This window comes from Hymenobacter terrestris (genome assembly GCF_013377905.1).
Classification (GTDB): Bacteria; Bacteroidota; Bacteroidia; order Cytophagales; family Hymenobacteraceae; genus Hymenobacter; species Hymenobacter terrestris.
Genome location: NZ_JABKAV010000001.1, coordinates 1 through 13,333, shown reverse-complemented (window position 1 = coordinate 13,333; position 13,333 = coordinate 1). Strand labels below are relative to the sequence as shown.

Below are 13,333 nucleotides of genomic sequence, written 5' to 3'. Positions count from 1 at the left end.
CTGGGGGTGTCCGGCTGCAAAATTTTGCTGCGGCCGACTAGGCAATTGGGGTTACTCGCGTAGCAGTCGCACCTGCTGGCCATCGGCGGTGCGGGCTAGGTACATCCCGGCTACCAAGTGGTTTTCGGGCCGCCAGACAACCCGACCGTCGGGCGTGCTGACCAGTTGAGCTACTACCCGGCCCAGCGCATCCCATACCGTTACCGGTTGGGTACCGGGTTGGCGGAGCCTGAACTCTACTTGCTCCCGAAAAGGCGTAGGAACCGCGAAAAGTGCGGCGGCCGGTTGGGTCGGACCCGTGCTCAGAACTCTCCGGGCGGTTACCAAAAAGGCAACGCTGCGGCTCTCACTCCCGAAAAGCGGGCAGCCATTGTCGGTTACCGTGACGGGCAAATAGTAGCGGCCCGAAGGCAGATCGGCCGGAACCTGCCAGGTTAGGCGAGCTTGGGTAGCCGAAACCGGCTGGAGGGCTACGCCGGGAACGATAGTGGTGGCAGCACTGCTGAAAGTAAGGATCTGGTCAGCATCCGCATCAGTGGCGTCCAGCAACACGGCAATAGTCTGGCCTGGAATTACCTCGATAGCCTTATCAAATGGCTGGCCCACGGTACCCACCTGCAGAGACGTGAATGAAGGCGTACTATTGCTGCTTGCTCTGGCGAAATACGCGAGGTCGCGCGTGATGCTGCCAATTAAGGTCCAGGAAGCGTTGAGGCGGCGGTATTCCTGCACGCGCACCGCCATTACAAAGGCGCCAACCGCCAAGGTAAATGGAATAGTTTGGGCCTCGCCGGTAACTTCATTCAACTGGAAGTGCGAAGGTGTGAAGCCAACGGTGGGCTGGGCACAGGGCGCAATGCCACTACCTGCTATCTGCCAACCACCCTGCAAGGGCTGCACCAACTGATAGACCAATGAATCCCCATCGGCGTCGAAGGCACTAAAGCTGTATAGCTGCCGCTGATTTCCCAGCAGGAGCGGGACCCGTGACTCAATGAATTGGGGGGACGAATTGCGTAATCCGGAGGAGTTATCCAGAAATGATTCTACGTACTGGCTTTGATTGCCGGAGTTTTCCAGATTAAGTAAGCCAAAAGTTCGGTTTACATCGCCCATACTCAGCGTCCAGCGGGCCGGCGGGAGCTCTACATCCCCTTCGTACACCAATACCTGGATAGCAGAACCCGCAGTACAGTCGGGTGCGAGCACCCTGGTGCTGCTAGTGAGCAGTAGTTTCGCCACAAAGCTGCCGGCCGAAGTGGAGGAACAGCCTCCCTGGCCGCAAACCAGCTCCATATCCGGGCCATACTCGACTACTACGGGGGAGGGCGGTACCGCGTATTTCCGGACCGTGATATGGTAGGTATTGGCCGTGCCGGGTACGGGAGTGTAATAGATTTCACCCCCACGGGCATGACTGGCGAAACCAGGGACGGAGCTAAACAGGGCACCGACTACAAGCAGGGCACGGGCCCAGGCGTGAACAGACATAAGCAAGGATAAAGAGTGTAATAGAAAAAGCGAGTAGCATGAGAATCAGTTAGCTGTCCTCACGCTACTCGCTTGTAAATATATGGTAAAGCAGTAATTGTTGGCAGCTTATTTACTTGCCTGCCGAGTTGGAGTCAAGAATTTTGAATAGCTCGTTGAGCTTAGGCGTGAGGATGATTTCGGTGCGGCGGTTGAGGGCCTTGCTTTCGGCCGAGCTGTTGGGGGCCACGGGCACGTATTGCGAGCGGCCCGAGGCCGTTACACGCTCCGGCGCTACGCCACCGGTCGTGAGCAGGCGGGCAATTTCGGTGGCCCGCAGCACGCTCAAATCCCAGTTGTCGGTCATCGAGCCCACGGCCCGGCTGAAGGGCACATTGTCGGTGTGGCCTTCCACTACCACGTTCACATCGGGCTGCTGCTGGAGCACGGTGGCCAGCTGCCGCAACGCATCCTGGCCTTTAGGGTCCACTTTGGTCGAGCCGGTTTTGAACAGCAACTGCTCGGAAAGCGACACGTATACTTTGCCGTTGCGCATTTCTACCTGCAATTCTGTCCCCTTGAAGCCGCGCAGCGCGTTGCTCACGCTGGCTTTGAGGGCATCCACGGCGCGGTCTTTCTCGGCCAGCGCCTTTTGTAGCTCGCCCAGTTTGGCCTCGCGGGTCGTCAGGTCCTGGTTGAGGCGGTCGATGTCGGCGCGGCTCTTTTGCAGGCTCTGGTCGAGCTCGCCCAGTTCGGCCTCGCGGCGGGCCAGGTCCTGGGCTACCTTGTTGTAGTCGGTGGTTTTGTTGGCCAGCGTCCGGTCCGAGTTTTTCAGTAGCCGGTCGTAGCTGTCGGTGAGCTGTTCGTAGAGCTGGCGGGTGCGGGCCAGGTTACGGCCGGTTTCGGTCGAGTCGTCGGTGAGACGACGGTTCTGCAGCCGCAGGCGGGTTAGCTCGTCGGAGGCTTTTTTCAGCTCGGCCACATTCTGGCGGTTCTGGCGCTCGGCCTCGGTTTTAGCCTGCTCGGTGGCCGACTGGCGGGCCCGCAAGTCGTCGTACTTCTTGGAGGCTACGCAGCCGGGCAGGGCCAGAGAGGCCAGTAGGGCGCCCATTGCCAGGGCGGAAGGAAAGGAGTTCTTCACTACGAAAACGAGTAGAAAGCCGAAAGAAAATACGGCCGGCTCGCGGCCGGCATCCGGCAAGATACAGTCCGCTGGCCGCTTCGGCCCCGCCCCGTCAGCCGGGCGCACTTTGCCCCGGCGTTTCACGCTTCTGGATTCCGCCGTAACTTGCACCCCCCAACCCGCGCCCTCCCGGACGGCGCGGGCCCGTACTTCCTTCTGACCCCACGCCTTTCTGTACTTATGTCGTCTTGGTTTAATCGCAAAGAAAAAGGCATTGTAACGCCCACCGACCAGAAAAAGGAAACCCCCGACGGCCTCTGGTACAAGTGCCCGGAGTGCAAAACGGTGGCCACCATGGTGGAGCACAAGCGCCTGCTCTGCACCTGTGGCAACTGCAGCTACCACGACCGGGTGGAAGCCGCCGAGTACTTCAACTTCCTCTTCGATGGTGGCCAGTTCGAGGAGCTCGACGCCGATATGCACTCGGCCGATCCGCTGCACTTCGTGGATACCAAAGCCTACCCGCAACGCCTGGTAGCCACCGAGAAAAGCACTGGCCTACGCGACGCCGTGCGCACGGCCCACGGCCAGCTCGAAGGTCTGGGCCTTGTTGTGGCGGCCATGGACTTCAAGTTCATCGGCGGCTCGATGGGCTCAGTGGTAGGTGAGAAGATTGCCCGCGCCATCGACTACGCTCGTGAGCACCGCCTACCTTTCCTCATGATTTCGCGCTCGGGCGGCGCCCGCATGATGGAAGCCGGCTTCTCGCTGATGCAGATGGCCAAAACCTCGGCCCGGCTAGCGCTGCTTTCTGAGGCTGGCCTGCCCTACATTTCCCTGCTCACCGACCCGACCACAGGTGGTGTTACGGCCTCGTTCGCCATGCTCGGCGACTTTAATATTGCTGAACCCGGCGCGCTCATCGGCTTTGCCGGCCCCCGCGTTATCAAAGAAACCATTGGCAAAGATCTGCCTAAGGGCTTCCAGAGCGCCGAGTTTGTACTTGAGCACGGCTTCCTCGACTTTATCGTCGACCGTAAGGAGTTGAAGATGCGGCTGCACACGCTGCTTTCTATGCTGCAGGCCGGTAAAGGCGCTGAGCCTGAGCTTGCTTAGGCTTCCCGATTGGTATTTCGGCCTCCACACTCAATTTTCGGCAAGCTTTTTGGGAAGAAGCCCGCCAGATGCGCTGTAGGCGCCTCGGGCGGGCTTCCGGCTATTATAGCGGTTCTCTGCCAGCGGCCGGGTATAGATAAGCGTCTATATTTGCCGAACTTTTTTTCTCAAACCTAGTAAGTACCTCTGACCAGGTAAATTGACTCTTTCTCTCACCAATCTGTTGAATTTTATGACTTCTCGCACCTCCCTTTTTACTCTTCTGATGGCCTTCGTGCTGTTCATCAGCTCCTGCGCCACTTCGCAGCCCCGCAACCCCAACATTCCGGAGGCTGATACCAACGGTACCGGTCCCCGCAAAACCGGCATGAGCAAAACGGCCAAAGGTGGCATCATCGGTGCTGGTGGTGGTGCGATAGTAGGTGGCGTGCTGGGCCGCGTAATTGGTGGTAAAAGCGGCACGGCTGCTGGTGCTATCATTGGTGCTGCTGTAGGTGGCACGGGCGGTGCCCTGATCGGCCGCAAAATGGACAAGCAGGCCGAAGAGCTACAGCGCGACATGGCTAACGCCAAGGTAGAGCGTGTAGGCGAAGGCATCAAGATCACCTTCGATTCGGGCATCCTGTTCGATACTAACAAGAGCGACCTGCGTGCCGCTTCGATGACCGAAATCCAGAAGATGGCCGAAACGCTGAAGAAGTACCCCGACACCAACGTGATTGTAGAAGGCCACACCGATGCCTCGGGTTCGGATGCCATCAACAACCCGCTTTCGCAGCGCCGGGCCCAGGCCGTGGCTAACTACACCGTTAGCCAAGGCGTAGATGCCAGCCGTGTTTCGACGGAGGGCTACGGTTCGAGCCAGCCTATTGCCGACAACACGACCGAAGCCGGTAAGCAGGCCAACCGCCGCGTTGAAATTGCCATCTTCGCCAACGAGAAGATGAAGAAGGCCGCCGAAAACGGTACGCTGTAATTAAAGGCCGGGCACATGATGCCAGCCGTAATAGAGAAAGCCCCCTCGCTGAGGGGGCTTTTTTTGTGCCTGCACCGACTATTTCGGAGCTATGATTGAAAACTACGGCCGCAGTGCCCACCTAAAGTGGAAAATCGTGGCTTCGAAATCTGCTATTATCAGCATCGGTAGTGCAAGGCTTCACATGCGGGCGGTTTTCCCCACGGCCGTAATGTAGTACCCGGCACATGGTTCAGGAATGGTAAGTGACTACGATAAGGAGGGCGTCGGAAAATACAATACGTGCCGCCGTACTTACCGGAAACTGCCAACCTGGCTATAGCCTGAGCCGTTTAAACGCTCATTGGCAGGCTGCTCTGGCTTAGGTGTGCCTTAGGCAACTAACCGCCGGCTTAGAAGCCACTGCGCCGAACGCTTATTTCTTTCACTAAAACTGACCGACCATGAAAATGATACGCTGGACGTTTATGCTGCTGATTGCAGCCCTGATGATGAGTTGCTCGACTTACCGTAATGCCAACGACACGGGCAAAGGCGCCATAATCGGTGGCGGTAGCGGCGCGGCTGCCGGCGCCGTAATTGGCGGTACCAAAGGCGCCATAATTGGTGGCGCTGTGGGTGCTGGTGCCGGGGCCGTTATCGGTAACGAGAAGCAGAAGCGCAAAGATGAGCGTCGCCGGGCGCGGGAAGCTAACAACCCTAACCTGTAAGCACGCCGCATTATTCAGCCTGGATAAGGTCGTTTCCAAGAATCTATCAGGCTGACTCCCGGCCCCATTCGCTACCAGCGGGTGGGGCCGGGCTGTTTTTGGCAGGATGGTTGTAAAGCGGCCTCCGGCGGGTAGCTTTGCCGGCCTGTAGCCAGCTAGATGGCCCTGTATTTTTCACTTCCTCATCTTTCCTGTTTTCCGATGATCAATCTTCGCTCTCTATTTGTGCTGCTGTTGGCCGTGTTGCTGCTGGGCGGCAATTTCGCCGAGGCACAAACCACCAAAGAGAAAAAGCCCTGGAGCAAAACCGCTAAAGGCGGAATAATTGGCGGCCTGGGCGGCGCTGCTGGCGGGGCCATTCTGGGCCGCGTGATTGGCGGTAAGTCGGGCACGGCCAAGGGAGCTATCATCGGGGCCGCCGTGGGCGGGGCCGGGGGCGCGCTGATTGGGCGCCGCATGGACAAGCAGGCCGCCGAACTGCAGCGCGAAATGGCCGGTGCCACTGTCGAGCGAGTGGGCGAGGGAATCAAAATCACCTTCGATTCGGGCTTGCTGTTCGCCAAAAACTCGTCGAGCCTGACGGCCGCGGCCCAGAACAACATCCAGGAGCTAGCCAAGACGCTCGTGAAGTACGGCGACACCAACGTGATTGTGGAAGGCCACACTGACACCAGTGGCTCCGACGCCGTCAACAACCCGCTTTCGCAGCGCCGGGCCCAAGCTGTGGCCAACTACACCCAGCAGCAGGGCGTGGATGCCTCGCGCTTCACGGTAACGGGCTACGGCTCGAAACAGCCGGTAGCCGACAACTCGACCGAAGCCGGCCGGGTGGCCAACCGCCGGGTGGAAGTGGCCATTTTTGCCAACGAAAAGCTGAAGAAGGCTGCCGAGAAGGGCACCATCTAACCCAGGTTTTCAGCCTTTTAAAAAGCGGGGGCCTCCTTTCGGGGATGCCCCCGCTTTTTTGTGGCCCGGCGGGCGCAACCTGCTGCCCGGCCCGGCGGTACAACCGCCTATGACCACAGCTTATACCGCTTCCGCCGCCGAGAAAACGCGCCAGAACTACGAGGAACTCCAGCGCTTCTATCCGCCCCTCACGCTTGAAAAGCCCCGCCGCTCACCCATGCGCGAGCTGATTTCGACGGTTTTGTCGCACCGCACCACTCACGCCGATGAGGAGCTGGCCTACGACCGGATGCTGGAAACCTTCGGCGACTGGGCCGGGGTGGCGGCGGCCCCAACCCAGGAGCTGGTCCACGCCATCCGCACCACCCGCTGGCCCGATACGCAGGCGCCGCGCATTCAGGAAATTCTGCGCCGCATAAAGGCTGAACGGGGCGAGTTTGTGCTGGATTTCCTGACCGAATGGCCCACCGACAAGGCCATGAGCTGGCTGCACGACATGCCCGGTATCGGCCTGAAAACCGCCTCGCTGGTGCTGCTCTTCAATTTCCACAAGCCCGTGCTGCCCGTCGATACGCACGTGCACCGCATTGCCCAACGCGTGGGGATGATTCCGCCCAAGGCCTCGGCCGACAAGGCTCACCAGCTGCTGCTGGCCCAGCTGCCGGCCGATGCATTGGTGTTGCTCAACTTCCACAAGCATAATTACTGGCACGGGCAGAAGGTGTGCTTCTACGCCAAGCCCAACTGTGCCCGCTGCCCGCTCAAGGGCTTCTGCAATTACTACCTCGAACACCACGGCCCCGCTACGCCCGAGGCGCTGGCCGCCACCCCCGCCCGCTGGGATTTAGCCTGGGGCGAGTTGCAGCATTGAGTTTAGGGCAGGCGCTTTAGCCGGACGCTCAAGGAATCTACGAAAGGGTGCAAATAGGTCGGGATGCCCTTTTTATCGGTATCGATCAACCAATGACGCCGCACTCCACGCCGGGTTACCTCCACGTAATACCCGCCCTGATCTGCCGCATCAGGCGCACCGATAACATTGGTTTGCTCCGTCAGCAGTTCCGCAGGAAATAAAGCCGGCAAATCTTTCACCTGCTCGTACTGAGCAGCACTGAGTTCTGTAAATGAGCCGTTGAGAGGGACATTGCTTCTCGGGTAGGCATCTGTCGTGTTTTCTGCCAGCCGCTCCATTTGGGAGTCCACCAGATAGATTTCAACGCATTTTTCGCCTTCACACTCGCCGAAAAAGCTGCCAAAGACGAGGGTTTGGTTTTCGTCGCTTATGATCATGTTCTCATTCTTTTTACAAGCAGAGAGGGCGCAGATTACCAGACAGATGGTTGCCAGGATGGGCTTGTGCATTTTGGGAGAGTTAAGATTGAAATGAGGGCCAGATTCAATAGCAAGATCCCCGCACGAAGAGGAACGTTGCAGGCACCACAGTAAAAGCTATTCGGTCCGTTCTACCTTTACTGCCATGCGTCTTGTTCGTCATCCGGTTCTGTGCAATTATTACGTTACCTACCGGTGCAATGCTAAGTGCTCGTTCTGTGATATCTGGGAGAAGCCCTCGCCCTACATTACGCTCGATGATGTAACCCAAAACCTGCGCGACCTGAAGCGGCTGGGCGTATCGGTGGTGGACTTTACGGGCGGCGAGCCGCTGCTGCACCGCCAGATTCATGAATTTGTGGGCTTGGCCCACGACATGGGCTTCATCACGACGCTGACCACCAACTGCCTGCTCTACCCCAAGTACGCCGAGCGGTTGCGAGGCAAGGTGGATATGCTGCATTTCTCGCTTGATTCCTCGGAGAAGGAGGTGCACGACCGGGGTCGGGGCGTGGCCTGCTTCGATTTCGTGCTCGAAAGCATCCGGGTAGCCCGCGAGCTGGGCGAGCGGCCCGACGTGCTGTTTACCGTCTTCCGCCAGAACCTGGCCGATCTGGAGCGGGTGTACGAGCAGATTACGCAGCCTAACGGACTGGTGCTGATCCTTAATCCGGCCTTCGAGTACGGTGATGTAGAAACCGGCGAGCAGCTTACAGTTGAGGAGCTCGACTACCTCTCGGCCTTCGGCAAGCGCAAGGGTGTGTACCTCAACGAAGCCTTTATTCAGCTACGGCGCGATGGAGGCAACCACGTGGCCGACCCGGTGTGCCGGGCCGCTAGCACCACGCTGGTCGTGTCGCCCTCCAACGAGCTGGTGCTGCCCTGCTACCACCTCGGCGAAAAGAAATTCCCGATTGAAGGTCGCCTGTTCGACCTCTACAACTCGGCCGAAGTACAGCAGCTGGCCGCCCTCGAAGGCCGGCTACCCGCCTGCGAAGGTTGCACCATCAACTGCTACATGCAGCCCAGCTTCGCCGTTGAAACCAGCAAGTACTTTTGGCAGGCCCTACCTAGCACCATCAAATACAACTGGGAAAAAGGCACCTGGAAGCGCATGCTGACGCGCTGAGCAATTGAGAAAGAACGTGTCATGCTGAGCGGAGCCGAAGCATCTCACATGTAATAGTAATTTCTGATAGTAGGATTGGCATTGCACGCGAGATGCTTCGATTCCGCTCAGCATGACACGTTCTTGTCCATCTCACCACTCACCAACTACCTCATGGCCCTCATTCTACCTGTTCAGGGAAAACATCCGCAGCTTGGCCCCGACTGTTTCGTGGCCGATAATGCTACCATTGTGGGCGACGTGACGCTGGGCCGCGCCTGTACCGTGTGGTTCGGGGCTGTGGTGCGCGGCGACGTGAACTCCATCCGCATTGGCGACCAGACCAACATTCAGGACGGGGCGGTGCTGCACTGCACGTATCTGAAGGCGGCCACGATAGTGGGCTCGCGGGTGAGTATCGGCCACCGCGCCATCGTGCACGGCTGCACCGTGGAGGATGACGTGCTGATTGGCATGGGCGCCATCGTGATGGACCATGCCGTGGTGGGTGCCGGCTGCATTATAGCGGCCGGGGCCGTAGTACTGGAAAACATGCACTGCGAGCCGGGCTACCTGTATGCCGGCGTGCCGGCCCGCCGCATAAAGCCCGTTACGGAGCAGCAGCGCGCCGGCCTGCTTCAAACGGCCGACAATTATGTACTGTACGCCAGCTGGTTTCAAACTGAGGAAACTCAGCCCGAAAAGGCTACTGATTAAGCTTGATTCTATCAACAAGTGCCAACCAAAAGCGCCTTCCCAAACCGGGGAGGCGCTTTTGGTTGATGTAATTTGAGACCTGCACGGCCGGCTGCTACAGGTGCGGCAGTGCACCGGCCTCCGCTTCTTCCTCTTGGCCATTGAGTACCCGCAGCTGCACCAGTTCGACGGCGCGGCGCGAGCGTTTGAGCACCCGGAACTCGTAGTTATCGAGCGTGGCCACGTCGCCTACCTCGGGAATGTTGCCATAGAGCACGTTGAGCAGGCCGCCCACGGTTTCGTAGTCGCCGCCCTCGGGTAGGGGGTAGGGCAGGTGCTCGTTGGCGTCGGGGATGGGCGTGGCGGTATTTACGCGGTATTCGGTTTCCGATACCTTCTCTACCACCGGCACCTCGTTATCGTACTCATCCTGGATTTCGCCTACTAGCTCCTCCATGATGTCTTCAATCGTAACAATGCCCGACACGCCGCCGAACTCGTCGCTGACGATGGCCATGTGCATGTGCTTGCGTTGGAACTGACGCAGCAGCCGGTTGATTTTCTTGGTTTCGGGCACGAAGTACGCCGGCCGGATAATTTTGGCCAACTCCAGCGGCTCGTGCCGCCGGATAATCTGGAGCAGGTCCTTTACATAGAGTACACCTACAATGTTGTCGATGTTGACCTCGTAGACCGGGATGCGCGAGTAGCCCTCGGTGTATACCATTTCCAGCACCGCATCTTCGGGCGTATTCATGTCCAGAGCAACCAGCTTGGTGCGGGGCACCATAATCTGCTTCACCATTCGGTCGTTGAACTCGAACACGTTTTCGAGCAGCTCGTGCTCCGACTCCTGAATCTCCCCGCTCTGCTTGCTCTGGTCGAGCAGTATCCGCAGTTCTTCGCTGGTGTGTACCTCCGAGCCGTGCGACGAAACTACCCCGAACATACGCAGCACGATATTCGACATCCGGTCAAGAATCCAGATGAAGGGGAAGGCAATAAAAGCAAAAGCCCGTAGCGGAATGGCAATGGCAATGCTGGTGGTTTCGGGCTTCTGAATGGCCAGTACCTTGGGAGCCTGCTCGCCGAGCACGATGTGAAGCACTGTAATCAGCGAAAACGAGGTAACGATGGATATCTGGTGCACCACCGTGGAGGAAAGCACGATGCCGAACTGCGCGATAATGGCCATGATAATCTCCGCTACCACGCTTTCCCCAATCCAACCCAGGGCCAGCGAGGCCAGCGTAATACCGAGCTGGCAGGCCGAGAGGTAGTGGTTCATCTCGTGTAGCATGCCCAACAGCAGCTGCGCAATGCGGTTGCCGCTCTGCGCTTTTAACTCAATCTGAGAGATGCGGACCTTGACGAAGGCAAATTCGGCGGCCACAAAAAATCCGTTGGCGGCAACCAGCAGGATAGTCAATAAAATGTTTAAGCCCATAGTTGTGGACGGCAGGCTCAACCGGCCCGGCCATCCTTTATACTGCGAAAGTACGACATTCGCTCTAAGGGGTTGGGGTAATAACCGGAATTCCGGATACTGCAGATGACTGGCTTGGTTGGTGCGGGCGGCTGCGGGGTGGCTTAAACTTGCCCGCCCGGTAGCTGTTGCCGTTTCTGCCGACCTTTGTTGTCGTTCTGCCTTACTGCCCGCTTATCATCTGCTCATGATTCACCGCTTTTTCTTGTTGCTACTGGCGCTGTTATTGCCCCTGGGCATCCAGGCACAGGTGCTGCAGCCTACCAAGCTTACCACTACCCTCAGCCAGCCCACCGCCAAAGTGGGCGAGCAGCTCGACCTTATCATCAATGCGCGCATGGAGGCCACCTGGCATCTGTATGCCACCAACTTCGACCCCGACTTAGGCCCCACGGTTTTCAGTTTGCAGTTTGCTAAAAGCCCGGCTTACGAGTTGGTCGGCCCGCCCAAATCGGTGGGTGAAACCAAGCACTACGACAACGTATTTAAGGGCGACGTCACGTACTTCGAGAAGACCGGCCAGATTCGTCAGCGCATCCGGGTGCTGCAGCCCGGCGCTTTGGTTGTTAAGGCTGAAGCCGAGTTTCAGACCTGCACTGACGTGGATGGCCGCTGCATTCCGGGTGATGCCAGCCTGAGCTTTGGCCCGCTGGAGGTTACCGGCACTGCCGCCGCGCCGGCCGCCGCTACTCCGGTGGCTGCCACGCCCGCCACCAAGGCAACTGGTCCCGAAGCAACTCCGGCCGCCCCCGGCACTGCGTCCTCTGCTCCAGCCAACGTTGCCGCCAACGTTGCCGCTACCGTTCCCGCCGCCACGTCCACTAACGATACGCTTGTTACAGCCGATGGCAGCTTGGCCGTGGTGTCGCCGTCGGCCGGTACGCCGGCGGCCAGCGCGGCCACGGTAACGTCCACGGCGGTCGAGTCGGCGGGCGGACTGTGGGGCTTTGCCTTCGCGGCCTTCGTGTTCGGCCTGGGCGCTTTGCTCACGCCCTGCGTGTTTCCGTTGATTCCGATGACGGTTTCGTTCTTCACTAGCGGCTCCGACAGCCGGCAGCGCGGCATCCTCAAAGCCTCCGTGTATGGCCTCAGCATCATCGTTATCTATGTACTGATTGGTGTGGTGGTGTCGGCGCTGCTGGGCGAAGACGGCCCCAACCTGATTGCCACGCACTGGTTGCCCAACCTGATTTTCTTTGTGGTGTTTGTGGTGTTCGGCCTCTCGTTTCTGGGCCTGTTTGAAATCACGCTGCCCCACAGCATGGTGAACAAGATTGATGCGCAGGCCGACAAAGGCGGCTGGGCGGGCGTGTTCTTCATGGCCCTAACGCTGGTACTGGTGTCGTTTTCGTGCACCGGGCCCATTGTGGCTACCATTCTGGGCTTGGCCGCTAGGGGCGAGCGGGTGGCTCCGGTGGTAGGTATGTTGGGCTTTTCGCTGGCCTTTGCGCTGCCGTTCACGCTGTTTGCCATCTTCCCCACCTGGCTGAAAAGCCTGCCCCGCTCGGGCGGCTGGTTGAACACGGTGAAGGTGACGCTGGGCTTCGTGGAGCTGATGCTGGCTCTCAAGTTCCTGAGCATGGCCGACCTGGCCTACCACTGGGACCTACTGCCGCGCGACGTGAATCTGGTTATATGGATTGCCCTTTCGGGCCTGCTGGGCCTCTACCTGCTGGGCCGCTTCAAACTATCCCACGATTCCGACATGGCGCATCTAAGTGTGGGCCGGCTGCTGATGGCCGTGCTGGCGTTTAGCTTCATGACGTATCTGGTGCCCGGCCTGTTTGGCGCGCCGCTGCCGCTGCTGGCCGGCTACCTACCCCCCCAAAGCCGCACCGACTTTATGGTAGCGACTGTGGGCACAACGCAGGGCAGCGCGGCCGAGGCCGCGCCCGTGGCCGGCTGCGAGCCGCCCCGCTACGGCGACTTCCTTGAGCTTCCCCACGGCCTGTCCGGCTACTTCGATCTGGAGCAGGCCCGCCGCTGCGCCCAGGCCCAGAACAAGCCGTTGTTCATTGATTTCACTGGCCACGCCTGCGTGAACTGCCGCAAAATGGAAGCCACCGTCTGGAGCGACCCTCAGGTGCTGAAGCGCCTGCGCGAAGACTTCGTAGTGGTAGCACTTTACGTCGATGACAAAACCGATTTGCCCGCCCAAGAGGCGTACACCTCGGCCTACGATGGTAAATTGAAAAGCACGATTGGCAAGAAAAACGCCGATCTGCAGGTAACGGGCTTCAACGTAAACGCGCAGCCTTACTACGTGCTGCTCGACCCTAACGCACCCGCCAACCAGACCGGTGTGTTGGCCCCACCACTTGGTTACGAGCCTAACGCGGCGGCCTTCGCCCGTTTCCTGGATGCAGGCTTGGCCAGCTACCGCCAGCGGCAGGCCAACCGCTAACCCTAA

The 13,333-nt window shown here is 59.1% G+C and carries 12 protein-coding genes; 8 read left to right on the top strand and 4 right to left on the bottom strand.

Annotated elements, in window-relative coordinates; genetic code table 11:
• Nucleotides 1–51: 51 nt before the first annotated feature.
• Together HW556_RS00060 and HW556_RS00055 are read right to left on the bottom strand one after the other, a co-directional pair.
• Nucleotides 52–1,491, bottom strand: a complete 1,440-nt coding sequence (locus tag HW556_RS00060; RefSeq protein WP_176896839.1) for a hypothetical protein — start codon at nt 1,489–1,491, stop codon at nt 52–54.
• A gap of 112 nt (nt 1,492–1,603) precedes the next feature.
• Nucleotides 1,604–2,611: an OmpA/MotB family protein gene (locus HW556_RS00055; RefSeq protein WP_317170451.1), complete on the bottom strand. Its 1,008-nt coding sequence runs from the start codon at nt 2,609–2,611 to the stop codon at nt 1,604–1,606.
• 222 nt (nt 2,612–2,833) lie between these two features.
• On the opposite strand from HW556_RS00055, the gene accD reads away from it, so the two are divergent.
• The 5 genes from accD (at nt 2,834) to HW556_RS00030 (ending at nt 7,172) form a co-directional block, all read left to right on the top strand.
• The gene (gene accD / locus HW556_RS00050) at nt 2,834–3,709 is read left to right on the top strand and encodes an acetyl-CoA carboxylase, carboxyltransferase subunit beta (RefSeq protein ID WP_176896838.1); all 876 of its coding nucleotides are present in this window, start codon (nt 2,834–2,836) and stop codon (nt 3,707–3,709) included.
• A gap of 232 nt (nt 3,710–3,941) precedes the next feature.
• A complete protein-coding gene (locus HW556_RS00045; protein ID WP_246289461.1) occupies nt 3,942–4,685 on the top strand; it encodes an OmpA family protein in 744 nt (247 codons plus the stop codon).
• A 443-nt stretch (nt 4,686–5,128) separates the two neighbouring features.
• Entirely contained in the window at nt 5,129–5,395 is a 267-nt protein-coding gene (locus HW556_RS00040; RefSeq protein ID WP_176896836.1) for a YMGG-like glycine zipper-containing protein, read from the top strand.
• Between the two features lie 201 nt (nt 5,396–5,596).
• Nucleotides 5,597–6,301, top strand: coding sequence for an OmpA family protein (locus HW556_RS00035; RefSeq protein WP_176896826.1), 705 nt, complete (start codon nt 5,597–5,599; stop codon nt 6,299–6,301).
• Between the two features lie 109 nt (nt 6,302–6,410).
• Complete coding sequence (locus HW556_RS00030; RefSeq protein WP_176896824.1) at nt 6,411–7,172, top strand: endonuclease III domain-containing protein; 762 nt, start codon at nt 6,411–6,413, stop codon at nt 7,170–7,172.
• A gap of 2 nt (nt 7,173–7,174) precedes the next feature.
• Here HW556_RS00030 and HW556_RS00025 read toward each other — a convergent pair whose 3' ends face one another.
• The gene (locus HW556_RS00025; protein ID WP_176896820.1) at nt 7,175–7,663 is read right to left on the bottom strand and encodes a hypothetical protein; all 489 of its coding nucleotides are present in this window, start codon (nt 7,661–7,663) and stop codon (nt 7,175–7,177) included.
• A gap of 115 nt (nt 7,664–7,778) precedes the next feature.
• Between HW556_RS00025 and HW556_RS00020 the strand changes: the two genes are divergently transcribed.
• Complete coding sequence (locus tag HW556_RS00020) at nt 7,779–8,762, top strand: radical SAM protein (RefSeq protein WP_176896817.1); 984 nt, start codon at nt 7,779–7,781, stop codon at nt 8,760–8,762.
• Nucleotides 8,763–8,915: 153 nt separating this feature from the next.
• Nucleotides 8,916–9,458 (top strand): gamma carbonic anhydrase family protein, encoded by a 543-nt coding sequence (locus HW556_RS00015; protein ID WP_176897091.1) that lies wholly within the window; start codon nt 8,916–8,918, stop codon nt 9,456–9,458.
• Nucleotides 9,459–9,552: 94 nt separating this feature from the next.
• Here the strand turns inward: HW556_RS00015 and HW556_RS00010 are convergent, their stop codons facing one another.
• Nucleotides 9,553–10,884: a hemolysin family protein gene (locus HW556_RS00010; RefSeq protein WP_176896814.1), complete on the bottom strand. Its 1,332-nt coding sequence runs from the start codon at nt 10,882–10,884 to the stop codon at nt 9,553–9,555.
• Nucleotides 10,885–11,110: 226 nt separating this feature from the next.
• On the opposite strand from HW556_RS00010, the gene HW556_RS00005 reads away from it, so the two are divergent.
• Nucleotides 11,111–13,327, top strand: coding sequence for a protein-disulfide reductase DsbD family protein (locus HW556_RS00005; protein WP_176896812.1), 2,217 nt, complete (start codon nt 11,111–11,113; stop codon nt 13,325–13,327).
• Nucleotides 13,328–13,333: the final 6 nt, after the last annotated feature.